General features: G+C 55.1%; 24 protein-coding genes. 14 read left to right on the top strand and 10 right to left on the bottom strand.

Annotated elements, in window-relative coordinates:
* Nucleotide 1: 1 nt before the first annotated feature.
* Entirely contained in the window at nt 2–406 is a 405-nt protein-coding gene (pcaC, locus tag AC5Q5A_RS15055) for a 4-carboxymuconolactone decarboxylase (protein WP_008891897.1), read from the bottom strand.
* On the bottom strand, nt 399–1,199 hold the full coding sequence (gene pcaD, locus AC5Q5A_RS15050; RefSeq protein ID WP_493895780.1) for a 3-oxoadipate enol-lactonase: 801 nt from the start codon (nt 1,197–1,199) through the stop codon (nt 399–401). The genes pcaC and pcaD overlap by 8 nt, the downstream gene beginning before the upstream one ends.
* A 145-nt stretch (nt 1,200–1,344) precedes the next feature.
* On the opposite strand from pcaD, the gene pcaQ reads away from it, so the two are divergent.
* From pcaQ to AC5Q5A_RS15025, 5 genes are all read left to right on the top strand, one after another.
* Complete coding sequence (gene pcaQ, locus AC5Q5A_RS15045) at nt 1,345–2,286, top strand: pca operon transcription factor PcaQ (RefSeq protein ID WP_008891899.1); 942 nt, start codon at nt 1,345–1,347, stop codon at nt 2,284–2,286.
* A gap of 239 nt (nt 2,287–2,525) precedes the next feature.
* Nucleotides 2,526–3,557: a TRAP transporter substrate-binding protein gene (locus AC5Q5A_RS15040; protein ID WP_338188543.1), complete on the top strand. Its 1,032-nt coding sequence runs from the start codon at nt 2,526–2,528 to the stop codon at nt 3,555–3,557.
* A gap of 83 nt (nt 3,558–3,640) precedes the next feature.
* Entirely contained in the window at nt 3,641–4,138 is a 498-nt protein-coding gene (locus AC5Q5A_RS15035; protein WP_493895779.1) for a TRAP transporter small permease, read from the top strand.
* Nucleotides 4,131–5,522, top strand: coding sequence for a TRAP transporter large permease (locus AC5Q5A_RS15030; protein WP_493895778.1), 1,392 nt, complete (start codon nt 4,131–4,133; stop codon nt 5,520–5,522). Before AC5Q5A_RS15035 ends, AC5Q5A_RS15030 begins: the two co-directional genes overlap by 8 nt.
* A 124-nt stretch (nt 5,523–5,646) precedes the next feature.
* On the top strand, nt 5,647–6,591 hold the full coding sequence (locus AC5Q5A_RS15025) for a helix-turn-helix domain-containing protein (RefSeq protein WP_493895777.1): 945 nt from the start codon (nt 5,647–5,649) through the stop codon (nt 6,589–6,591).
* A gap of 10 nt (nt 6,592–6,601) precedes the next feature.
* Here the strand turns inward: AC5Q5A_RS15025 and AC5Q5A_RS15020 are convergent, their stop codons facing one another.
* Nucleotides 6,602–7,093, bottom strand: coding sequence for a GNAT family N-acetyltransferase (locus tag AC5Q5A_RS15020; RefSeq protein ID WP_493895776.1), 492 nt, complete (start codon nt 7,091–7,093; stop codon nt 6,602–6,604).
* A gap of 177 nt (nt 7,094–7,270) precedes the next feature.
* Between AC5Q5A_RS15020 and AC5Q5A_RS15015 the strand changes: the two genes are divergently transcribed.
* From AC5Q5A_RS15015 to AC5Q5A_RS15005, 3 genes are all read left to right on the top strand, one after another.
* Nucleotides 7,271–8,527, top strand: coding sequence for a TIGR03862 family flavoprotein (locus tag AC5Q5A_RS15015; protein WP_493895775.1), 1,257 nt, complete (start codon nt 7,271–7,273; stop codon nt 8,525–8,527).
* 92 nt (nt 8,528–8,619) lie between these two features.
* Nucleotides 8,620–9,936 carry an SEFIR domain-containing protein gene (locus AC5Q5A_RS15010; RefSeq protein WP_493895774.1) on the top strand — a complete coding sequence of 439 codons (1,317 nt, stop codon included), beginning with the start codon at nt 8,620–8,622 and terminating at the stop codon, nt 9,934–9,936.
* A 174-nt stretch (nt 9,937–10,110) separates the two neighbouring features.
* Entirely contained in the window at nt 10,111–10,782 is a 672-nt protein-coding gene (locus tag AC5Q5A_RS15005) for a class I SAM-dependent DNA methyltransferase (protein WP_493895773.1), read from the top strand.
* Between the two features lie 30 nt (nt 10,783–10,812).
* Here AC5Q5A_RS15005 and AC5Q5A_RS15000 read toward each other — a convergent pair whose 3' ends face one another.
* Entirely contained in the window at nt 10,813–11,004 is a 192-nt protein-coding gene (locus tag AC5Q5A_RS15000) for a hypothetical protein (protein WP_493895772.1), read from the bottom strand.
* 246 nt (nt 11,005–11,250) lie between these two features.
* On the opposite strand from AC5Q5A_RS15000, the gene AC5Q5A_RS14995 reads away from it, so the two are divergent.
* Genes AC5Q5A_RS14995 through AC5Q5A_RS14985 form a run of 3 tightly spaced genes read left to right on the top strand, consistent with a single transcriptional unit; the run spans nt 11,251 to nt 14,003 of the window.
* Nucleotides 11,251–12,672, top strand: coding sequence for an MFS transporter (locus AC5Q5A_RS14995; RefSeq protein ID WP_493895771.1), 1,422 nt, complete (start codon nt 11,251–11,253; stop codon nt 12,670–12,672).
* 16 nt (nt 12,673–12,688) lie between these two features.
* Nucleotides 12,689–13,192, top strand: a complete 504-nt coding sequence (locus AC5Q5A_RS14990; protein WP_493895770.1) for a MarR family winged helix-turn-helix transcriptional regulator — start codon at nt 12,689–12,691, stop codon at nt 13,190–13,192.
* A gap of 4 nt (nt 13,193–13,196) precedes the next feature.
* A complete protein-coding gene (locus AC5Q5A_RS14985) occupies nt 13,197–14,003 on the top strand; it encodes a siderophore-interacting protein (RefSeq protein WP_493895769.1) in 807 nt (268 codons plus the stop codon).
* 78 nt (nt 14,004–14,081) lie between these two features.
* Here the strand turns inward: AC5Q5A_RS14985 and AC5Q5A_RS14980 are convergent, their stop codons facing one another.
* Together AC5Q5A_RS14980 and fdhA are read right to left on the bottom strand one after the other, a co-directional pair.
* Nucleotides 14,082–14,741: a hypothetical protein gene (locus tag AC5Q5A_RS14980; protein WP_493895768.1), complete on the bottom strand. Its 660-nt coding sequence runs from the start codon at nt 14,739–14,741 to the stop codon at nt 14,082–14,084.
* Between the two features lie 157 nt (nt 14,742–14,898).
* The gene (gene fdhA, locus AC5Q5A_RS14975; protein ID WP_338180159.1) at nt 14,899–16,095 is read right to left on the bottom strand and encodes a formaldehyde dehydrogenase, glutathione-independent; all 1,197 of its coding nucleotides are present in this window, start codon (nt 16,093–16,095) and stop codon (nt 14,899–14,901) included.
* 403 nt (nt 16,096–16,498) lie between these two features.
* Here fdhA and AC5Q5A_RS14970 point away from each other — a divergent pair, with 403 nt between their 5' ends.
* Complete coding sequence (locus tag AC5Q5A_RS14970; RefSeq protein WP_493895767.1) at nt 16,499–17,827, top strand: permease; 1,329 nt, start codon at nt 16,499–16,501, stop codon at nt 17,825–17,827.
* Nucleotides 17,828–17,843: 16 nt separating this feature from the next.
* Nucleotides 17,844–18,074, top strand: coding sequence for a thioredoxin family protein (locus AC5Q5A_RS14965; RefSeq protein ID WP_008891915.1), 231 nt, complete (start codon nt 17,844–17,846; stop codon nt 18,072–18,074).
* Between the two features lie 77 nt (nt 18,075–18,151).
* On the opposite strand, the gene AC5Q5A_RS14960 is transcribed toward AC5Q5A_RS14965, so the two are convergent.
* Entirely contained in the window at nt 18,152–18,370 is a 219-nt protein-coding gene (locus tag AC5Q5A_RS14960) for a DUF3126 family protein (protein WP_008891916.1), read from the bottom strand.
* A gap of 278 nt (nt 18,371–18,648) precedes the next feature.
* Between AC5Q5A_RS14960 and AC5Q5A_RS14955 the strand changes: the two genes are divergently transcribed.
* Nucleotides 18,649–19,416: a glutathione S-transferase gene (locus AC5Q5A_RS14955; protein WP_493895766.1), complete on the top strand. Its 768-nt coding sequence runs from the start codon at nt 18,649–18,651 to the stop codon at nt 19,414–19,416.
* Nucleotides 19,417–19,433: 17 nt separating this feature from the next.
* Here AC5Q5A_RS14955 and AC5Q5A_RS14950 read toward each other — a convergent pair whose 3' ends face one another.
* The 3 genes from AC5Q5A_RS14950 to AC5Q5A_RS14940 are packed head-to-tail and all read right to left on the bottom strand — an operon-like array spanning nt 19,434 to nt 22,950.
* Entirely contained in the window at nt 19,434–19,745 is a 312-nt protein-coding gene (locus AC5Q5A_RS14950) for an AtuA-related protein (RefSeq protein WP_493895765.1), read from the bottom strand.
* A 2-nt stretch (nt 19,746–19,747) separates the two neighbouring features.
* Nucleotides 19,748–21,085, bottom strand: a complete 1,338-nt coding sequence (locus tag AC5Q5A_RS14945) for an acyclic terpene utilization AtuA family protein (RefSeq protein WP_493895764.1) — start codon at nt 21,083–21,085, stop codon at nt 19,748–19,750.
* Nucleotides 21,082–22,950 (bottom strand): TRAP transporter permease, encoded by a 1,869-nt coding sequence (locus AC5Q5A_RS14940; protein ID WP_493895763.1) that lies wholly within the window; start codon nt 22,948–22,950, stop codon nt 21,082–21,084. Before AC5Q5A_RS14940 ends, AC5Q5A_RS14945 begins: the two co-directional genes overlap by 4 nt.
* Between the last annotated feature and the right edge of the window lie 9 nt (nt 22,951–22,959).

The following is a 22,959-nucleotide window of genomic DNA, read 5'->3' as shown; positions in this document are numbered from 1 at the left end:
CTTACTCTCCCTTGGGTGACGCGTCTGATGCCGCGTCGATCTCGGCATAGGTTTGTTTGGCAATGCGGAAGGCCGTATTGGCGGCGGGAACGCCGGCATAAACCGCAACATGCATCAGGGTTTCACGGATATCGTCGCGCGTTGCCCCGGTGTTGAGTGTGGCGCGAATATGCATCGCAAGTTCTTCTTCGTGGCCAAGCCCCGCAAGCAGAGCGATGGTCACGATGGAGCGTTCACGCTTGGTGAAGGCGTCGCTTGTCCAGACACCATTCCAGACATTCTCGGTGATATAGCGCTGAAAACCTTCGTCGATTTCCGTAATTTTTTGGGTGGCGCGATCCACATGTGCATCGCCCAGGACGGAACGGCGGGTTTTCATGCCAACGTCATACCGGCTCTCAGACAAGGTTCTTCTCCTTGGTAAATCGGTCGATCAACCGGGTCAGCAATTCCGGGGTTTCGATGCATGGCAGATGCCCGACCCCGTCAATCAATTCGAATTCGGCATTGGGAATCATTGATGCCATGGCGCGCACCACATCGGGCGGCGTTGCCAGATCTTCCGATCCACAGATACATAATGTCGGCACAGCAATTTTTCCCGCCGCATCGCGCAGATCACCATCGCGCAGCGCAATACAGGTCCCGACGTAACCCTCAATCGTCGTGCGCACCAGCATGTCACGATACATCGCGGTTTCGAGAACCCGTTCCTTGCGGAAGGTTGGCGACAGCCAGCGTTCCATGATCGCATCGCCCATGGATGCAATCCCGTCCGCCTTGATGGCCTCGATCCGGGTGTTCCAGCTGTCATAATCGCCAAGCTTGGCGGCGGTATCACACAGGATCAGACCCCGCACACGGTTTGGCACCAGTTCGGTCACTTTCTGGGCGATCAGGCCACCAACAGACAGACCGCAAATGATCACCTGATCAAGGCCAAGGTAATCAAGTAACCCGATCAGATCATTGGCATGCAGCGCGACGTCATAGGGCGCATCACCAATCCCCGACAGGCCATGCCCGCGTTTGTCATAGGTAATGATGTTGAACTTTGATGAAAGCGCATCAACGACATCATCCCAGATGCGAAGATCCGTCCCCAGAGAATTTGCAAAGACCAGTGCCGGGCCGTTTTTCGGGCCTGACTGGCTGTAATGAATGTGTGTCCCGTTGACCGGGGCGACTTGCAGACTCATTATCGTTTCCACCCTGCTTGTTTGTCATCACATTCGCAGATGGTTTTGGTTATGTAAAATGAGGAATTGCGTAATTTGCATAACTATATAATTATGCATGAACCAGCCATAAGAACATTCTAAACTGTTGATGTATAGGGCACCCATGCTTGATCAACGCATTAAATTCCGCCATCTGACCTGCTTTCTTGAGGTCGCGCGCCAACGCAGTGTCGTCAAGGCCGCCGATACGCTTTCGATTACCCAACCCGCTGTTTCCAAAACCATTCGCGAGCTTGAAGAACATCTTGATGCGCGGCTATTTGACCGATCAAAGCGCGGTGTCACCCTGACCGATTTCGGCAAGGTTTTCCTGCGCTATGCCGGGGCAAGTGTTACGGCCCTGCGTCAGGGTGTTGACAGCATCAGCCAGGTGCGCATGCAAGGCGGGCTTTCGATCAATCTTGGGGTTCTGCCAACAGTTGCCGCCAGTGTGATGCCCAATGCCATCCGGCATTTCAAAACGCTGAGCCCCGATACCACGGTCAAGGTCGTGGCCGGTCCGAATGTGATGTTGATGGGGCAATTGCGCGTGGGTGAACTTGATCTTGTCGTTGGACGACTGGCCGAACCCGATCAGATGTCGGGATTGTCGTTCATACATTTATATTCCGAGCACATTTCGCTGGTCGCCAGACCCGGCCATCCATTGCTGGCCGACAAGAACCCGGACATTACCCGCATTCGCGAATTCACCGTTCTGGTGCCGCCGAAACACGCGATCATTCACCCCACGGTGGACAAGATGCTGATTGCGCATGGCATTGGTGCGATCCCCGACCGTATCGAAACCGTTTCGACATCTTTCGGGCGTGCTTTTACGCGTGAAACCGATGCGATCTGGATCATTTCGAACGGGGCTGTGGCATCCGACATTGCCGAAGGGCATCTGGTCGAACTGCCGATCGATACCAGCGATACCTTTGGTCCCGTTGGGTTGACGACCAGAATTGATTCGCCAATTTCGCCGCCGGTTGAAATGCTAATCAATGCTGTGCGCGAAGAAGCACAACGTCATCACAGCGCACAGGCAGGGGCGAAAGGATAATCATTTGGTTATGGATATGTGCTTACATATCATTATACATAACCATCACGTACCGATTAGATTGCCTTTAATTCGACATGGCTGAAATGCGCCAAACGCAAGTCATGTGATAAAAAGAAGAAGAAGAACAAAAACAATAACAAAAAGAACTCTTGGAAAACTTCGCACGCTAGATGCGCATCGTGGCTGAACGTTTGTCAGCGCAATGAACGCGACAAGACGTTCAAAGGAGGAAGAGAATGAAACAGATCACCAAATTGCTTGCCGGTGCAGCTGTCGCGACGATGGTGTCGTTCGGCGCACACGCACAGGAAGTCACCCTGACCGTCCACCATTTCCTGGGTCCGAAAGCACCGGCCCAGTCGAAAATGATTGAACCGTGGGCCAAGAAAATCGAAGAAGAATCAAACGGCCGTATCAAGTTTGAAATCTTCCCGTCCATGTCGCTGGGCGGCAATCCGCCGGAACTGTATCGTCAGGTCCGTGACGGCGTTGCCGACATCGTCTGGACCCTTCCGGGTTACACCCCGGGCGTGTTCCCGCGCCTTGAAGTGTTTGAACTTCCGGGTGTTCACCTTGGCGATGCACGCGCAACCAACCTTGCGATGTGGGATCTTCGTGATGAATATGCCGAAGACCTTACCGACATTCACCCGCTTGCCGTTCACGTGCATGCCGGTCAGGCAATCCACCTGACCAGCAAGGAAGTCCGCACGGTTGATGACGTCAAGGGCCTGAAGCTGCGTACCCCGACCCGTACCGGTTCCTGGGTGATTGAATCCTGGGGCGCAGAACCCGTTGGCATGCCGGTTCCGGCCCTGCCGCAGGCGATGTCGCTTGGCGTAGTTGATGGCGGCCTGGTGCCGTTCGAAGTTGTGCCGCCGCTGAAATTGGCTGAACTGATTTCCTATTCTGTTGAAGGCGAAGGCGTAAATTCACGCTTTGGCACCTCGACCTTCCTGTTTGCGATGAACAAGGACCGGTATGAGAGCCTGCCAGATGACCTGAAAGAAATCATCGACCGTAACTCCGGCCGTGATTTTGCTGCTGAAATCGGTGACGTGTTTAACGGCGTTGAAGAAGTCGGCAAGCGCATGGTCAACGAAGGCAAAGGCCAGGTCGTTCAGATCACCGCTGCTGAAAAGGCAACCTTTGACGATGCGTCCGCATCGGTCATTGATCGCTGGATCGAAGAAGCGAAATCCAACGGCATCGATGGCGCGAAACTTGTCGAAGATGCCAAGGCCGCTGTTCAGAGCCACACCAAGTAACATCCCGACGTTGCTGGTAAATCTTGTGGGGTCACGTATCATGTCGATACGTGACCCTCTGTTCCCGCAAGAATGTTAGAGATATGAAAAACGTGCTCTACAAGGCCGCTTCGTGGCTTGCTGTTGCCGGTGGCATGCTTGCCCTGCTGATCTCGATTGTTACGATCATAAACGTGACCGCCTTTGGTCTCGACAAGATCGCCCGGCTTTTTGATGCCAACGTCCCGGCCATTATCGGCTATGAGGACTTTGTCAGCATGATCGTCAGTTCGGCGGCGTTGATGTTTTTCCCTTATTGTCAGGCACATCGCGGCCATGTCGCGGTGGACGTTTTCATCAAGATGTTTCCCGACTGGTTTGCGCGGGTGGTCGATACCTTGTCTGCCATTTTGATGACCGCACTCGCCCTGTTCCTGGGGTATATGATGGTCAATGGCCTGATCGAAGTGCGCAGCGACAATACCCTTTCGGCAATTTTGGGCTGGCCGATCTGGCCGTTCTATGTCCCGGGCATCATTGCGATGTTCCTGTGGGCGGCAATTGCCGGAAACCAGATTTTCGAGAGAGAGGCCCATGTCTGAACGTGAATTGATCGGCCTTGGTGGCCTTGCCCTTCTCTTTGTGATCCTGGCACTGCGCGTGCCCGTCGGCCTTGCCATGGTCGGTGTCGGCATTGGCGGCAACTATGTGCTCAGCCTGTTTTTCCCGTTCCTGCGCTTTGATCCCTATCTGCAGCAGTTCAAATCCCTGCTTTACGGGATTGTGTCGAACTACGAACTGTCGGTCGTGCCGCTGTTTGTTCTGATGGGCTATCTCGCAAGTCAGGCCAACCTGTCACGCGATCTGTTTCAGGGTGTGAATGCCATCCTCGGTCGTTTCCGCGGTGGCGTTGCCATGGCTGCCATCGGGGCCTGTGCCGGTTTTGGCGCGGTGTGTGGATCATCCCTTGCCACTGCATCAACCATGGGCAAGGTCGCCCTGCCCGAGCTTGACCGCCTGAAATACTCGCCGCGTCTGGCAACCGGTACGCTGGCTGCGGGTGGTACGCTTGGCATTCTGATCCCGCCGTCCGTCGCCCTTGTGATTTACGCGGTCACGGTCGAAGCATCGATCATTCAGATGTTTCAGGCGGCCATCATTCCGGGCCTGATTGCGGTTCTGTTCTTTATGGCGGTGATTGCCATTCAGGTGCGCCTGAACCCGTCACTGGCCCCGAAACCGGAACCGATGCCGGCCGCTGAGCGCAAAGAAGCACTGCTTCGCCTGATCCCGGTAATGCTGATCTTTGGCTCGATCATTCTGGGGCTTGGTGCCGGTCTGTTCACCCCGACACCGGCGGCTGGCGTGGGCGTGTTCGCCATTCTGGTGTACGGCGTCTATATGCGCATTCGCGGTAAAGGCGGTTTGACTTGGAAAGGTCTGCGCCAGTCGCTTAAAGACACCGCCATCACATCCTCGATGATTTTCTTCATTCTGCTGGGTGCGGAAATCCTCAAGGGCTTCTTTAGCCGTGCCAACCTTCCGGCCTATATGGCCGAAGCCGCCGCCACCAGCGGCTTTGATCCGTGGCTTGTGATGGTCCTCATGCTGCTTGCCCTGATCCTTCTGGGCTGCTTCATGGAAAGCCTGTCGATGATTGTCGTGGTCATCCCGTTCTTCTGGCCGGCCCTTGTTGATATCAATGGCGGCGACTGGGCGACGGCGGCAACCGCGGCCTATGGCATGGGGACCGAGGATCTGAAGATCTGGTTCGGGATCCTCGCACTCATTGTCGTGGAATTGGGGCTGATTACGCCACCCGTGGGGCTTAACGTGTTTATCATCAACGCACTCGCCAAGGGGGTCCCGATGAGCCAGACCTTCCGCGGTGTGATGCCGTTCTTCGGGGCTGAGATCATTCGAATTCTGCTTCTGATCTTTGCGCCGATATTAACGTTGTTTGTGCCAACGCTGCTTGGCAATTAGCGACGCTAACAGAACTCGGAAAAGCCCGCCCATCATATTGGCGGGCTTTTCTTTTGGTCGGTTCGAAAACACGCTAAACTGACACCAACCAACACCAATCTGGCGATCCAGGATCAAGGCATCCATGCGCAACACCATCCCGATCTACAAGCTTTACGGCGAACGCGATGCGGCAACCGGCCCCCGCGCACGTGATGGCTATGATCTGGAAAATATCCCTGCATCCGATCCGCAACCGGTCACCGAACCGGAATTCTTTCACCTCGAAAGCATCCCGGAACGATCGCGCCTGCATGATCTGCACATCAAACCGCACCGCCACACCAACCTGTTTCAGCTGCTGTATATCACCCACGGCACGGCCGAGATCAGCTTTGATGACCAGCACCTGACCATGCAGGCAGGCCAGTTGATTACAGTGCCGCCGGGCACCGTGCATGGCTTTAAATTCAGTGATGATATTGATGGCTGGGTGATTTCACTGACCGATTATCACCTGCAGGAAATCCTTGCCCCCGCACCCAAACTCCTCGCCCGGCTCGATCAGGCGATCTGCGTTGATACACGGTCATCCTCTGGCGACACCAACAGCCCGACCGATTTCCTGATATCGCAACTGGTTACGGAATATTACAGCCACAATACCGGGCGGCTGTTTGCGCTTCGTCATATTCTGGGATTGCTGTTGCTTGGCATCGGGCGCACCGTGCCGCAGGATCATTCCGCCCGCCTGTCGCGCCAGGAACAAAAGGCCGAAAAATTCCGCAAGTTTCAGGCGCTGGTCGAAACGTTCTATAAGCAGCACAAATCGCTTGATTTCTATGCCCGCGAAATCGGTGTCACCACCACCCAGCTTAACCGCATCGCCAAGGACATTTATGGCATGACCGCAAGCGAGGTGGTGCAAAACCGCCTGATGCTGGAAGCCAAGCGAACCCTGATCTATACCGACATCGCCATTCAACAGATCGCCGATGAACTGGGCTTTCGCGATGCCGGATATTTTTCGCGCTTCTTTACCAAAAAGGACGGGGTATCCCCGGCCCGGTTTCGCACTGATAATCGATAGGCAGCAAGCGTCAGGAAGCCTGGCCCCGCAACGTATCAAGCGTCAGCCACATGCGCACCTGATCGACCACCCGACCAGACCGGGTTTTCCAGCCCTTGGCAATGAACTTTTCCTCGCCGAACCCGACCTTGCGATATAGATTAAGCGCGTTGTCATTGCCATCGACAACATTCAGCCACAGCTTTTCATAGTCGGGCGTTTGCGCAATTTTGGCAGCTAAGCTTGATAACGCCGCCTTGCCAAAGCCCTGCCCGCGTTCAAACACGCCAAACTCATCGACCTTGGGCAGGCTTGTTGCCATCTCGGTCATATAGACATAGGCAACCGCCTTATGATCGACGCGAAACACCCAAAGTGCTGTGTCCTCTGATCCGGCCAGTGCCGCGCTCAGGGCATCATCGGGCACACGCGCAATCGCGTCATAAAACTGCGCATCTTCCATCATGTCGCGAATGCGCAGAAGTTCTTCATCGGTTGGCGTGTGCCAGGTTCCGGTAATCATGGGCGTGGTCCTGATGGTCTGGTGGTGGCGTTACAAGGTGGCAGTGGTAAACAGCGAGCTCTGTGCGGTCAAGCACCACGAACCCGACCTCAACACATCATCGGATGCCGGACAAATTGCCAACAGGCCCCAAAGCCGCTAAAACCAGCCGATATCAACCCGCACCAAAGGCCGCACATGCCAAGCCCAAAACAGAATGCGCCGCACGCCCGCCCTGCCCCGAATGGCAAAACCGCCATGGTGATCGGTGCCGGCCCGGCCGGTCTGATGGCGGCCGAACGGCTGGCCGGTGAGGGCTACGCGGTAACGATCTATGAGGGCATGCCAAGTGCCGGGCGCAAGTTCCTGATGGCCGGGAAATCAGGCCTTAACATCACGCACGGCGAAGATCTTGAAACCTTCCTGACCCGCTATGGCGCATCGCGCGCACGGCTTGAACCGCATTTGCGCAAGTTTGGCCCGGATCAAATCCGCGAATGGTGCGCGGGGCTGGGGGTTGAAACCTTTGTCGGCTCGTCAGGCCGGGTGTTCCCGACCGCGATGAAGGCAAGCCCGCTTTTGCGCGCCTGGCTTAGGCGACTTGATGGTTTGGGCTGCACCATCCAGTACCGCCATTACTGGACCGGCTGGAACGACGCCGATCAGGCGGTTTTCAAAACACCGGATGGCGAAGTTACCGCCACCGCCGACATCACCATTCTGGCGCTTGGCGGCGGCAGTTGGAAACGACTGGGATCAGACGGCAAATGGATGGAAATCCTGCTTAACGCCGGGATCAAGTGCAACCCGTTCAAACCGGCCAATTGCGGCTTTGAAATCAGTTGGACAGATCATCTGATCGACAAATGCGCAGGCTCCCCGGTGAAGGCCGTGACCTTGACCTGTGACGACCAAACCGTGCGCGGCGAATTCGTCATCTCCAAAACCGGGATCGAAGGCAGTGCCGTCTACGCCATCTCGGCAACGCTGCGTGATCAATGGCTTGAAACAGGGGTTGGCACGCTCACGCTCGACCTCTGCCCCGACCGCACGCTGGGTGACGTCACCACGCGACTGTCAAAGCCGCGCGGCAAAAACTCGCTCGGCAACCATTTGCGCAAAACCCTCGGTCTTGATGCCACCAAAACAGCCCTGATTTTCGAAACCACCCCGCGCGAAACCCTGAACGACCCAACCGCCCTCGCCTCCGCCATCAAAAACCTGAAACTTCACATCAAAAAGCCCCGTCCACTGGACGAGGCCATCAGCACCGCTGGCGGTGTCGCTTGGGAAGAACTCGACGAGAACTTCCAACTCATCAACCGCCCGGGCACCTACTGCCTTGGTGAGATGGTGGATTGGGAGGCACCGACTGGTGGGTATTTGTTGAGTGGGAGCTTACTCAGTTTTAATCAATCCATTTCACAAGCGACCAGCACCGTCCGCCCGAGATAAGCAGCAGAAGAAACCTTATCAAAGATTGCATCCCAGATTAGACAGGTCTAATTTTGTCTATAATGGAAAGTGTCACGAACTAAGGATATAAAATGCCAGAAAGTGATTCAGCCCCGCCGAAAGTATTCATATCGTATAGCTGGAGCAGTTCTGGACACCAAACGATGGTAAAAGACTGGGCTGATAGGCTGCTCCAAGATGGTGTAGATGTTATAATTGACATCTATGACTTAAACCATGGAGACGACAAATACTCTTTCATGGAAAGCATGGTAACGGATAGCTCTGTTACACATGTTTTAGTCGTATGCGACAGCGTCTATGCAGAAAAAGCCAACGCCCGTTCAGCAGGGGTAGGCACTGAATCTCAGATTATTTCCTCCGAACTTTATAACAATGTAAAGCAATCAAAGTTCATTCCACTTCTATGTGAGTTCACAGAAGATGATGAACCTACGCTGCCGGTCTTCATGGCAGGCAGGATTGGGATAAACTTCTCGTCAGCCGAGAATGTTAACAAGCATTGGGAAGAGCTGATTCGTCAGCTGTACGGTAAACCGCAACATATCAAACCTGCCAAAGGCAAACCTCCTGCTTTTATAACATCAGAAGCTAAACACCCTCCAATCGAGCCGACAGGAAAATTCCGCCTACTTAAACAAGCGTTGATAGAACAAAAAACAGGCATTAGCGGATACCGGAAAGACTTTCTAAAATCCTGCATCGCATACGCTGATACATTGAGGGTTAGAGAACACCCGGACTTCGATATTTTTGCAGAGAAAGTTCATAGTGACTGCCTGCAACTCAAAGAAGTCCGGAACCTTCTATGTGAGTGGCTTTCAATTGAATGTGAAATGACATCAGAAGCTACCATTACAGTGTTGGTAACTAAATTCCTTGAAGATTCAATACATCTGAAGCAAAAGCCACCCGAATTAAACCCATACAACAATGTATGGTTTGAATCTCATTCAGTATTTTTGTATGAATTATTCCTTTACTTTGTCGCGATACTTATTGAGCATGACAAAAGTAAAGCTCTAAATGGATTATTCAAATATAATTATCTTACATCCGAATCCAACAATTACGGAGAACCTGTCTTCCAGTCCTTCGACTGCTTCTGGGGGGACGCTGAATTTTTGCAGAAAGTACTTTCACCTCCAGACAGGAAATTACGCTCTCCTGCAGCGGAGTACATCAAACTAAATGCTGATCAAACTGACATACCATTTTCAAATATAATGCAGGCTGAACTTCTGACTTTGTTAATGGCATTTTTAACGCCAGGTTCGTACTGGCTTCCTCAGACACTATTTTACAGTCAACTCGCACAGTCGTTTCCATTGTTCGTTAAGGCTACGCGTGCGGGTGATTTCGAAAAATCGCTGCGATCACTGGCATAAATGACGTCGCGAAGCTTAAAGAACAAGCAAAGCAAGGCGAAGAGCGAATGCAACTAAACAGATCGGTTGGTTTTCAATTCCACCTATCATTCTTAGAACGAATGAACATTTCAAAACTATCAACTCTCCCCTGAGCTGCTCAAACACTCTTCAAAGCAAACAGCGAGGTGAGCCATGACGGGTGCCAGTGATGGCAATTCCAGAGGTACGGATATTTCTGACAGCGCATCTGATCTGACGCGCATGACAGACGCCGGGCCAGACGCCCTTGCCGCCTATTACGACAAATGGGCTGAAAGCTATGATGCGGATTTGCCGAAGATGGGCTATGACGCGCCCAAGCGGGCGGCGGCCATCATGGCTGAGCACGGGGTGCCGTTCGACGCACCCGTTCTGGATGCCGGGTGTGGTACCGGGTTGACGGGTTTGGAGCTTTCCAAGGCCGGATATCGAGATATCACCGGCATTGATTTGTCGCTGGAATCCCTGCAGGCGGCCGAGGCCAAGGGCGTTTATCGCCACCTTAAGAAACGCGACATGAACCAGACACTGGCCTTTGGCGACAATGGGTTTGCCGCCGTTCAGTGCATCGGCACGCTGACCTATGTGCGCGAAATCAAACAATTGTTTTCGGAATTCTGCCGGGTTGTGAAGCGCGGCGGGATTGTGTGCTTTACCCAGCGCACCGACCTTTATGACGACGGCTTTATCAAGGCCATTCAGTCCACCACCAAGGCCAAAAAATGGGAGCTGATTTCCCATTCAGAGCCGATGCCCTACCTGCCCAACCACGAAGATTTCGCCGACAAGAAACACATTTTCTATGATGTGTACCGGGTGAAATAACCCGACGATCCGCGCACTATGCCCACCCGCCTAGTGGCAATGAACCGTGCCCGCCTTGCGATCCATGTGGCAGCACTGACCGGGTGGGGAGCTTTTGCGGCAGCCGCCACCATGCTCAATCGCCTGATCCACAATCACCGGCTGCGCGTTTGACGGTTCCGGCATAACCGCCAGGCCGAGTGCAAACGGCAAGGCTGCGGCAATCATCAGAACTGTTTTCATCGTTATCCTCCCTGTTTATCCCGTGATCATAGCATCCTCACGCGGCAGACATACTAGCTTTAAGGGCAGGTCAAAAAGATAGTTGACATGATCAACCATTTTTATATAGTTGATACTGTCAACCAATTGAGGATCGCGCCTGCACCCCACAAGCGCCCCACGCTTTGCCGACGCGATACCAAGGCGATATGCCGTGCCTGAAACCAAGGCCCCTTCGCGCACACCATTTGATAAAGAGACTGCCCCATGCCGATCCCTTATATCCAACGTCTCAAGATATCCCCCGAAGTGCATCCCGATGGGCTGCCGGGGCCACGGCGCATTTATGCTGCCCTGGCCCTTTTGATCACGATCATGATGGCGGTGCTTGATGGCACGATCATGAATGTCGCCCTGCCCGCCATCGCCCATGATCAGGGCGCAACACCGGCACACGCGATCTGGGTGATCACGGCGTATCAGTTGGCCATTGTGGTGGCCCTGTTGCCGTTTGCAGCCCTTGGCGAGGCGATTGGATTTCGCAAGGTTTATCTGAGTGGTGTTGCCCTGTTCGGGGTGGCATCCGCCCTGTGTGCCATGGCCCCGACGATCGAGCTTCTGACAGCAGCCCGCGTATTGCAGGGCCTTGGGGCGGCTGCGATCATGAGCATCAATGCCGCCATCATGCGCCATGTTTTCCCGCATGCGAAACTCGGCCAGGCGATTGGCTGGATCGCGATGACGGTGTCGGTTTCGGCCGCCGCCGGGCCCAGCATTGCATCCGCCATCATGGCGGTTGCCAGCTGGCACTGGCTGTTTTTAATCAATCTGCCGATGTCGGTTCTGGCGGTTGTGATTGGCTATTTCAGTCTGCCGTTCAATGCACCAAGCCGCGCACGGTTTGATTTCATCAGTGCGTTTTTGAATGTGCTGACCTTTGGCGGGCTTGTCGCGGCCCTTGGCAATATGGGCATTGAAAGCAACCCGATCCTGATTGGTGCACAATTTGCCGTATCGTTTGTTGCCGGTGTCTTTCTGGTGCATCGCCAATTGTCGCGCACGCGTCCGATGCTGCCGCTTGATCTGTTGAAAATTCCGGTCTTTGCTTGCTCCATCGGGTCATCGATCACCGGTTTTTGTGCGCAGATGATTGCGTTCGTCACCCTGCCGTTCTATTTCCACGATGTGTTGGGACAAAGTGCCACCATGACCGGTCTTTTGATGACGCCATGGCCGGTGGCGACTGCGATCATTGCACCGATTGCCGGGCGGTTGGCCGACAGGTTTTCGCCGATCCGTCTGACCGGGATTGGCATGGCGGTGTTTGCCATCGGGCTTTATGGCACGACGCTGGCGGCCGATGCCGGTGGCTTGGCGCCGATCATTGCCGCCCTTGCCCTGTGTGGCGCAGGATTTGGTCTGTTTCAGGCGCCCAATAACCGCCTGATGCTGACCAGTGCGCCGCGTGAACGTTCTGGCGGGGCAAGCGGGCTTTTATCCACCGCACGCCTGACCGGCCAGTCGGTTGGTGCGGCCCTTGCCGCCATTCTGATCGGCACCGGTGGGGACTTTGACCTTGCGACCATCATGGTGGTTGCCAGTGGCTCGGCCGTTATTTCCGCCATCATTTGCGAAGGACGCCGCCATGCCCTTCGTTCCGGCTTAATTGCCAGCCCGGCTGGCCTGTGAGGAAGAAACGATTGCCATGACCGAAGAAGATCAGGTCCACGTCCCGGGTGAAACCCTGCATCGGTTGGTGCATGCCTATAAACGCAGGCTGATGCATGCGATGCAGGCTGCAAGCATGCCGATGCCGATTTCGCACAAGCGGGTGATGAAATGGATTGTCAAAATTCCCGGCATCACCGCCCAGCAAATGGCCGAAAAATCCGGTCAGGACAAAGGCCGGATCACGCGGCTTTTGAAAGAACTTGAAAATGACGGGCTGATTGAACGCCGCCCGCACCCCGAAGATCGACGGAGCCAAACACTGCATTTGACGGCCGCCGGCAGCGCAAAAATGGAAGATTTTCGCGCTGTTGAAAAAGAAGTCAGGTCCCGAATGACCAGCGGCCTTACGCCACAGCAGATCCATGATTTTGTCGAGATCGCCAATCTGATGTCCGACAATCTGGAAACCCACAAATGCAAGAAACTGGACTTTGCGGGCGACAGCCCAAATGACCAAGGACTTGGGACCAAGGAGTGAAGAAATGAGTAAACCTTCCCCACGCGATCTGACCGTGATCAGAAAGGGATATGTCACCCCCAATATGCTTCGTGTCACCCTTGGGGGTGACGGCATGAAGGACTTTCCCGAAGATCAGGAAAGTGCCTATGTCAAACTGATGTTTCCGATTGAAGGCGACGACAAGGGCCGCGTTTTGCGCCGGACCTATACCGTGCGCCATGACCGCATGACCGATCAGGGCCGCGAGATCGATATCGATTTCGTCATGCATGGTGCTGGCAATGATCATGATGATCATGGTGCGGACAGTCATGACCATGGCGGCCCCGCGTCAAACTGGGCGGTGAATTGCCAGCCCGGCGATGTGATCACCATTGGCGGTCCCGGCCCGAAAAAGCTTGTTGATCCGACGGCGGACTGGTTCCTGATTGTGGGCGATATGACGGCCCTGCCCGCCGTATCGGTCAATCTGGAAACCCTGCCCGCTGACGCGCGCGGCTATGCCGTGATCGAAGTCCGGTCAGAGGCCGACATGCAGGATTTGAAAAAGCCCGACAACATCACAATCGAATGGGTGATCAATCCGCGTCCCGGCGAACAGAACACGGTGCTGAGCGATGTGGTCAAACGCATCCCCTGGCATACGGACGGTCGGCTTTCGGTTTGGGCTGCGTGCGAATTTACCTCGATGCGCGAACTGCGCAGCTACTTCCGCGAGGAACGCGGCCTTGGCAAGGATGATCTTTATATTTCAAGCTATTGGAAGCTTGGCATGAATGAGGACACTCACAAGGTCATCAAGTCCGAGGATGCCAAAACGGCGGCCTGATCGGAACACACCACAATCGAACAAACATTTCGGGCCCCTTTGCGGGGCCCGTTTGCGTTCGGCGATTGACTGAGCGGATCAGGCATATTGCGCATGCAGACGCGCCATACGTCTGCGCGCGAAAAAGCCGGCATGCTGGGTTGTCTGAACCATTTCGGGGTGCAGTTGCCCGTCCTCATCACAGACAAAGGCCCGGCTGGCACCAATCACACCCTTTTCCGAGCTATAGACCGCAATGACGATGATTTCGATGCGGCACTTGCCTTCGCCGACTGCTTTATCAGGATCAGTACCTGTGTCTTCGTCGCTGGCGCGGGCCTGATGTGTGATCCGCCGCATCAGGTTTTGCAACGCGCCCAGTTCGATGCATCTGCCGGATTCAAGCGGGCCTTGCACTGTCAGTTCCTCAAGACGCGCGGCGTGGGCCGATTTACTGCCCTGATCGGTCTGGAAATCCACTTCCGGATCGCTGTCTGTGACCTGTTCACACACCTGATGCGTTTCATCGCCAATGCAGACAAGCACCTTGTCGATATGGATGGCTTCCTGGCTCATATTGCTGATCAGAAAGCGCGCCTTGTCCGAATTGCCAAGCATCTGGTTGATGACGATTTTCGGACGTCTGACACGGCGATAGCTTTGAAACAGCAATTGCGCGTAAAAAATCCAGACCATCAATGTTGCTATGCTTACCCCAACCTGAAGCAAGGTCGCGTGTTGTTCAATCCATGAACCCATCGGGTCCCCCTGAAATCAAAATCGACTTTTTGGGCCGAATTCAACTTTGATCCGGCACCATCCACGCAACGTGCCGCCAGCGGTTTTGTTTCAGGGGGATGCAAAACACCCCGGCCAAAGACCGGGGTGCCAAAGATGCGTTTTGATGGCTGCCGGGTCAGGCAGCGACACTGCCATGCGGGTCGATGACGAATTTCTTCGCCGCCCCGCCGTCAAAGTCGGCATAGCCTTGCGGCGCCTGATCAAGGTTGATCATCTGCACATTGACCGCCTTGGCGATGTCGATCTTTTCAAACAGGATCGCCTGCATCAGGTTGCGGTGATATTTCATCACCGGGCACTGACCGGTATGGAAGGAATGCGATTTCGCCCAGCCCAGACCAAACCGCATGCTAAGTGCGCCAACCTTGGCGGCATCATCGACCGCACCGGGATCCTCGGTCACATAAAGTCCCGGAATACCGATGGACCCACCCGCACGGGTGACCTGCATGGCAGAGTTCAGAACGGTTGCCGGGGCTTCGTGATTGTGGTTGCAGCCACAGCCATGGGCCTCAAAGCCGACGCAATCGACAAAGCAATCCACTTCGCGATCATTCAGGATCGCTTCAAGCTGGTCTTCCATCGGCATGTCTTTTTTAAGATCGATGGTTTCACAGCCAAAGCTGCGTGCCTGTGCCAGACGATCATCAATCATGTCACCAACAATCACGCAAGCCGCCCCCAGAAGGTGGGCAGATGCGGCGGCGGCCAAGCCAACCGGACCGGCACCGGCGATATAAACCGTGCTGCCCGGACCGACACCGGCCGTAACACAACCATGGAAGCCGGTTGGGAAGATGTCAGACAAAAGCGTCAGATCACGGATCTTCTCCATCGCCTGATCGGCATCAGGGAACTTCAGAAGGTTGAAGTCGGCATAGGGCACCATGACATATTCGGCCTGCCCGCCGACCCAGCCGCCCATATCGACATAGCCATAAGCCGCCCCCGGACGCGCCGGGTTTACATTCAGGCAAATGCCCGTCAGGCCGGATTTGCAATTGCGGCAACGCCCGCAGGCAATGTTGAACGGCACGGAACACACATCACCGACCTTAAGAAACTCGACATCCCGGCCGGTTTCGACAATCACGCCGGTGATTTCATGGCCAAGAACCAGCCCCTCGGGCGCGGTTGTGCGGCCGCGCACCATGTGCTGGTCACTGCCACAGATATTGGTGGTGATAACTTTCAGGATGACGCCATGGTGGCATTTGCGATTGCCCAGCGCCAATTCCGGAAACGCGATGTTTTCAATTGCGACTTTTCCCGGACCCTTGAATACAACGCCACGATTTGATGGACTGCTCATATTCTGTTTCCTCTTCCCTGATATGGAGTGTCAGGATTGTTGTTGATGTCCGGGTCCATGCGATCTTGCGCCGCACCCCTGCCCGAACCGAACCCACCGCGCGTTTTTTGATATTCGCAGTGCAACCAAAACGGTAGGCCCGCGTTCGCGCGACTGTCAAACGAACTGGGCTGCGCCCCCTAAACTTCCTCTTGTGCTCAGAAGATTTGCGACGATTGGTTGAAATCGACCTTCGAATGTTTCCGAAGCCGATCCGTGATCGTCGGGAACATCCGGAAAATGGTGGGATGCCAAACCCCGCGTCGCGGCAGTGCACAACGTTGCGATGTATCAAAGTAATAGTCGCCCAATCTGGATAGATTAAAAACAACAACGCCCGTCGTGGTCATTTGGAGACCGTCCGATGCTTCATCGCCTGATCGCGCTTTATCGTGAAAATCCTCGCGAAGGACGGCTGTTTGCCGCCATTTCGCTTGGCTTCCTTGCGATCTATTTCATCCCGGCTGGCACGGGGCGGTTTGACAATGCGGTGCTTGAGGCCGTCTATCTGACCAACTGGTATGCCCGCGAACATGTGATTTTGTGTTTGCTTCCGGCCTTTGTGATTGCCGGGGCGATGGCGGTTTACATCAGTCAGGGATCGGTAATGCGCTATCTCGGGCCGGATGCATCGCGCCCGGTTGCACTTGGTGTGGCATCCGTCTCGGGCACGTTGCTTGCGGTTTGTTCCTGCACGGTATTGCCGCTGTTTGGCGGGATTTACAAACGCGGTGCCGGGCTAGGTCCGGCAATTGCGTTTCTGTATTCCGGGCCTGCGATCAATATCATGGCGATTGTTGTCACGGCCAAGGTACTGGGCGCTGAAATCGGCCTTGCGCGCGGGGTTGGCGCGATTGTCTTTGCCATTGTCATCGGCCTGATCATGCATCTGATTTATCGCCACGAGGAACATGATCGCGCCCAGAAATCCAAACGCGGCTTTGGCGGCGACGATGATGGCAAACCGCTTTCGATCACCATTGCGTTTTTTGGTCTGATGGTCGGCATTCTGGTGTTTGCCAACTGGGCATCCGTCCCCGGCAGCCCCGTCTGGATGGCGGTTTATGATGTTAAGTGGACTACCACCGCCCTTCTGGCGGCGGGCTTTGCCGGACTTCTGATCTGGCAATGGAACTGGCCGGTTAAGCAGGTCGCGGGGCTAGCAGCGATTGTCATCCTTGCTGCCGTGATTTTTCCGCAATATCCGCAACTGGGTTTTGCCATTGGCGTGATCGGCCTGATGATGATTGCGCTGACGCGCGATCAGGACCGTGAATGGGTCGATCAAAGCTGGGATTTCACCAAACAGATTTTGCCGCTTCTGGTGATGGGTGTGTTCATTGCGGGTCTGTTGCTGGGCCGCCCCGGGCATGAAGGCCTGATCCCCAACGAATGGGTGCAGGCAGCTGTTGGCGATAATTCCCTGACCTCGACCGCGCTGGCATCGGTTCTGGGCGCGTTCATGTATTTTTCGACCTTAACGGAAATCCCGATTGTCGAAGCCCTGATGGGTGCAGGCATGGGCAAGGGTCCGGCCTTGGCGTTGCTTTTGGCCGGGCCTGCTTTGTCGCTGCCCAACATGCTGGTTATTCGCACCGTGATCGGCACGCAGAAAACACTGGTTTACTGCGCGCTGGTCGTCGTCATGGCGACGCTTTCGGGCTTTGTTTACGGCAATATTCAATCATTCTGATCACAGGAGATCAAAGATGAAACTCAGCATTTATGGCAGTGGTTGCGCAAAGTGTCAGGCATTGGCCAAAAACGCCGAAGCGGCCGCACAGGCGCTTGATCTTGATTACGAGATCGAAAAGGTGACCGACACCAACAAGATCATTGATGCCGGCATCATGCGCACCCCGGCCCTGATGGCCGATGACGACATCCTGGTCGAAGGCAAGGTCGCGACCCCGGACGAAATCCGTCAGATGCTGTCGTAGCAAACACAAAACGCCCCGGCCAGAACTGGCGACGGGGCGTTTTAAATTCGATCAGTCAGATCAAGTCAGATCAGAGATCAGGGTGCCGGCGGCAGATCTTCTTCAAGGATGACAAGGTTCAGCGAGTAGCTGACTTCGCCTTCATCCTCGTCACGATGCACAACACCGACGAACTCGTCGCCAACACGCATTTCAATCGGATGGCCTTTTTTCTTGGGCGCATCAATGGCGATTTTCGGGTTATCAAACGTGCGACGCAGATAATCTTCGACGCGTGCGATCTCTGTCGGTGTCATAGGACTTGCCCCTTGTTCTTTCCAACGGCTTTTGTCTGTCAGACTACAGGATATCTCATACGCACTTTGGCGTCTGCCCTCTATCCTAAAGTCTTTTGTTAAATCTGGTGCACTGTCCTTTCACAAACCGGACAGTAAAATCAAGCCCATCGGGCCAAAAAAGTCGTGAAACCGGCCATTTTTTGCAGCATACGCGTCAAGGAGCCGGATGTTTGCGCATTCCGGTTGTCACGCGATTGTCTATTGCATTGCCCGCGGGCACCGTTTAAGCCAAATATATGACCGAAATCGAAGTTATGCCCAAGACCGACAGCGGCACCGACACAAGCACCGCATCTGCCAAAACCGAGACCGCCGACCTTCCCCCTGCGAAGGCCATTGCAGACGCTGCTGCGCAATCCCGGCCCATCCTTTACAGTTTCCGTCGCTGCCCCTATGCCATGCGGGCACGTATTGCCTTGCTGGCCGCCGAAATTGATGTCGAACTGCGTGAAGTTGTCCTGCGCGACAAACCGCAAAGCATGATCGATGTATCGCCCAAGGCAACCGTCCCGGTTCTGATCCTGCCCGATGGCACGGTGGTCGATGAAAGCCTTGAAATCATGGTCTGGGCGCTTGCGGAAAATGATCCGCTTGAATGGCTGACACCCGAAAGCGGCACGCTTGACGACATGCTGGCCCTGATTTCGCAAAATGATGGCCCGTTCAAGCATCACCTTGATCGTTACAAATATCCCAACCGCTATGAAGACGTAGACCCGCTCGAACATCGCCGGGATGCGGAAAAGATCCTTAACCGCCTTGATGGTCGGTTGGCGGTTGGCAAATACCTGTTCGGGTCGCGCCCGGCCTTGGCTGATTTCGCCATTGCCCCCTTCATCCGCCAGTTTGCCAATACCGACAAAGAGGCGTTTGACGCCATGCCGTTCGTTCATGTGCAGCGCTGGCTTGATGATTTCCTGGCCTCCGAGCTTTTTGAACGCGCCATGACCAAATATGACCAATGGCACGAAGGCGACACGCCGATCATTTTCAAGGCGGCGTAAGTCGCTTACTTGTCCTGTTAGCGTTGCACGTCAATCGGCAAGGTCAGAAGCCGCGAACTCAGGCATTTGCCATGCGGATCCAGTGCAAGGGACCGCGTGACCCCGCCCCCCAGTGCCTCATACATCACAAAATTAAGCGCCCCGATCTGCGGCAGCTCATAACGCACGACATCGCCCGCGATCAAAGAGCCGAAATGATCACGAACCCGTTCAGCGGTCACCTGTTCAAGTAAAACAGGCCAGTCTTCCGGGCGATAGGCAATCACCGAAACGTTTGAGATATTCCCCTTATCGCCGGTGCGCGAATGCGCAATGTCACGAAGCTGCATGTTCACGCCTCCATCATCTCGAACCGCGTTACCAGTCTGTCTTCGGGCAGGAGCCCGGAAACAATGGCAACGATTTCACGCGTTGATTTGGTTACCCCTCCGCCCCCGGCGGGGCCATTCAGATAAAGGCTTTCGACTTCCTCGCCAATTCGGGCCGCCGTTTGCAGATCGCGTGTCCTGACCACAAAGCGCACCCGAACTTCTGACGGCGCACATTCGGATGCCGCAACATCCTTGAAAATCGAATTGACGCCAATCAGTTCACCGCGCACTTCATCACAGGCAATTCCGATCTGGTCGATCCGTTGATGAAGGATATCAAGTGCGAGTTGCCCGCGCGCCGTCGCACCGGGCCCGGCATAGGATATTTGCCCCTCCCCGACACAGCTATCGATATAGCCGATCGATACCTTAAGACTGCCGGTTTTGGGTAAACCATCACCGTTCGATACGGCCACCCGATCCGGTCCCACTTCGGTGATTTGAACTGCGGAAAAATCGGCGATCACATCTGGTTGGATATAGCGTTTCGGGTCATGGACTTCGTATAGCAACTGTTCCTTGCACGTCGCGGCATTCACAAAGCCCCCGGTGCCCGGCAATTTTGTAATGACGGCGTTGCCATCTTCATCAACCTCGGCAATCGGGAAGCCAAGATTGGCCAGATCGGGCACATCCTTTAATCCCGGATCGGCAAAATAGCCGCCGGTAACCTGCCCGCCGCATTCCAGAAGATGTCCCACAAGCGTACCGCGCCCCAAACGCGTCCAGTCATCCATCTGCCACCCAAATTCAAATATCTGCGGCGCCAGAAACATCGCGGGATCGGCGGCACGCCCGGTCAGGACGACATCCGCACCGGCCTTAAGCGCATCAACAATGCCACCCGCCCCCAGATAGGCATTTGCCGAAATCACTTCTTTCTGAAAGTCGCCAAGCGTGCAGTTGGCCTCGTCGATCACAAATGCATCAGGCGAGAGAACATCAAGAACATTGTCGCCTTGCACGGCGGCAACCCGCAGGCCCGAAAGGCCCATCTCACGCGCGATCTTGATGGTGTGCTTGGCGGCGGCCACCGGATTTGCCGCCCCCATGTTTGAAATCACCCGAACACCCTTTTCGCGACAGATCGGTAAAACCGCGCGCATGCGACGTTCAAGCAACGGGTCAAACCCGGCATTCGGATCATGCATTTTGGCCTGTTGGGCAAGCGCGATGGTGCGTTCAGCCAGGCATTCGAAAACCAGATAATCAAGATTACCCTTCGCAGCCAGATCAACAGCCGGTTCAATCCGATCGCCGGAAAAGCCGGCACCTGTGCCAATACGGATGGTTTTCATTGGCCACCCTCCATGGCCGCACGGCGCATGTTACGCCCGACAAAAAAAGCACCGCCAAGCAACATTGCCGCGATCATTGGCGTCAGGAATGCAGGCCAAAGCGCGACCCCGATGACAATCACAAGCATAGCGCGGTCAAGCCACAGCCTTCCGGTGAATGTCTGCCCGCCAAGCAATGCCGGAATGGCAACCACAAGAACAAGACCCGACAGGACGGCATTGATAATGGCCAAACTGCCGCCCCCGGCTGTCATGCCCGGATAAAGCAACAACATGAACGGCACAATATAGGTCATCGCCCCAAGGCGCACCGCCTCGAACGCGGCAGGCAGCCAGTTGGTCTGCGCAATCCCGGCCGCGACAAACACCGCCACGCAAACCGGCGGCGTGATCACCGATATGGTGGCAAAGTAAAATACAAAGAGATGGGCAGTAAGCGGCTCAACGCCCACGGCGGTCATCGCGGGGGCAAGAACGGCCGCCACCAGCACATAGGCCGCGGTTGTCGGCAGCCCCATACCCATAATCAGGCACACAAGCCCGACAATAATCGCCACAAGAACGGTTGAATCCCCGGCAATGGCAACAATCATGGAACTTAGCGTCACGCCGATGCCAGTCATGTTGATCATGGAAACAAGGATTTGCGCTCCGGCAAGCAACACCCCGATAATCACCATGCCCTTGCCGGCATCGGTCACACCGGCCAGAACGCGCTTGAACATTTCGCCAACCGACAGGCGCCCGGCGGACGTCGCCACAAACGCAATCAGAAGTGCGATCATCCCATAAAAGGCAGAGGTCGCAACCGAGCGCCCCATAAAGATACCAACCGCAAGCCCCCCAAGGGCTGCGATGATCGGCAGCACCTTGCGCAAGGCAAGAATTTCTGACCAGGCCGGAAGCTCATCCTCGGGCACCAGTTTAAGGTTTCTTCTGGTTGCGACGATGTGGACCGTCACAAATACCGACAGATAAAACAGAACCGCTGGAATGATTGCCGCAACCATGACATCGACATAGGCAATACCAAGGATTTCGGCCATCACAAAGGCGGCCGCCCCCATAATCGGCGGGGCAATTTGCCCACCGGTGGAGGCAACGGCCTCAACGGCCGCGGCCAGTGGCCCGGGATAGCCAAGACGCCGCATCATCGGGATGGTGAAATTGCCGGTGGTGGCAACATTGGCAACCGCCGATCCGGAAATCATTCCGAACAGACCGCTGGAAATAATTGCGATCTTGGCGGCACCGCCCTTTTGGCGACCACCAAGACGCATCGCCAGATCCATAAAGCTTTGCCCGCCACCGGTATGAAGCAACAAGGCCCCAAACAGCACGAAGGCCGCGATCACGGTCGCCGCAACGCCGGTCAGCATGCCCCAAATTCCAAGATCGCCAAGGAAAATGGTTTCGGTGACAAACTCGATATCAAAGCCGCGATGGCCAAGACTTCCCGGAAGATATTCACCAAGCAGTGCATAAAGCAGCCCGACAATCACAAGAACCGGGAAAATCGACCCCACGGCACGGCGGCCAATTTCAAGAACCGTCACAACCAGACCAACGGTCAAGGCCATGTCCAGTTGCGTTGCCCATGGCAAAGTGGTCATGATTTCATCGTAATTCACGACGATATAGCTACATGCGCTGATCGTCACCGCGGCCAGCAACAGATCAACGATCAAACCGATTGTTCGCCAACCCGTTCCCTTGCCCAACGGATAAAGACTTAGTCCAAGGCACGTCACAAGTGCGAGGAAAACCGCCCTTTGAATAAGGCTCTCAAATGGGCCGGTTGCAGCGGTATAGAAGACGAATATACCCACAAGCAACGCAAACCCGTCGCGGATGCGCACAGACATGACGGTTTT

The sequence above is a fragment of the Thalassospira sp. CA1 genome (genome assembly GCF_059052855.1).
This window is presented reverse-complemented; position numbering and strand designations above follow the sequence as displayed.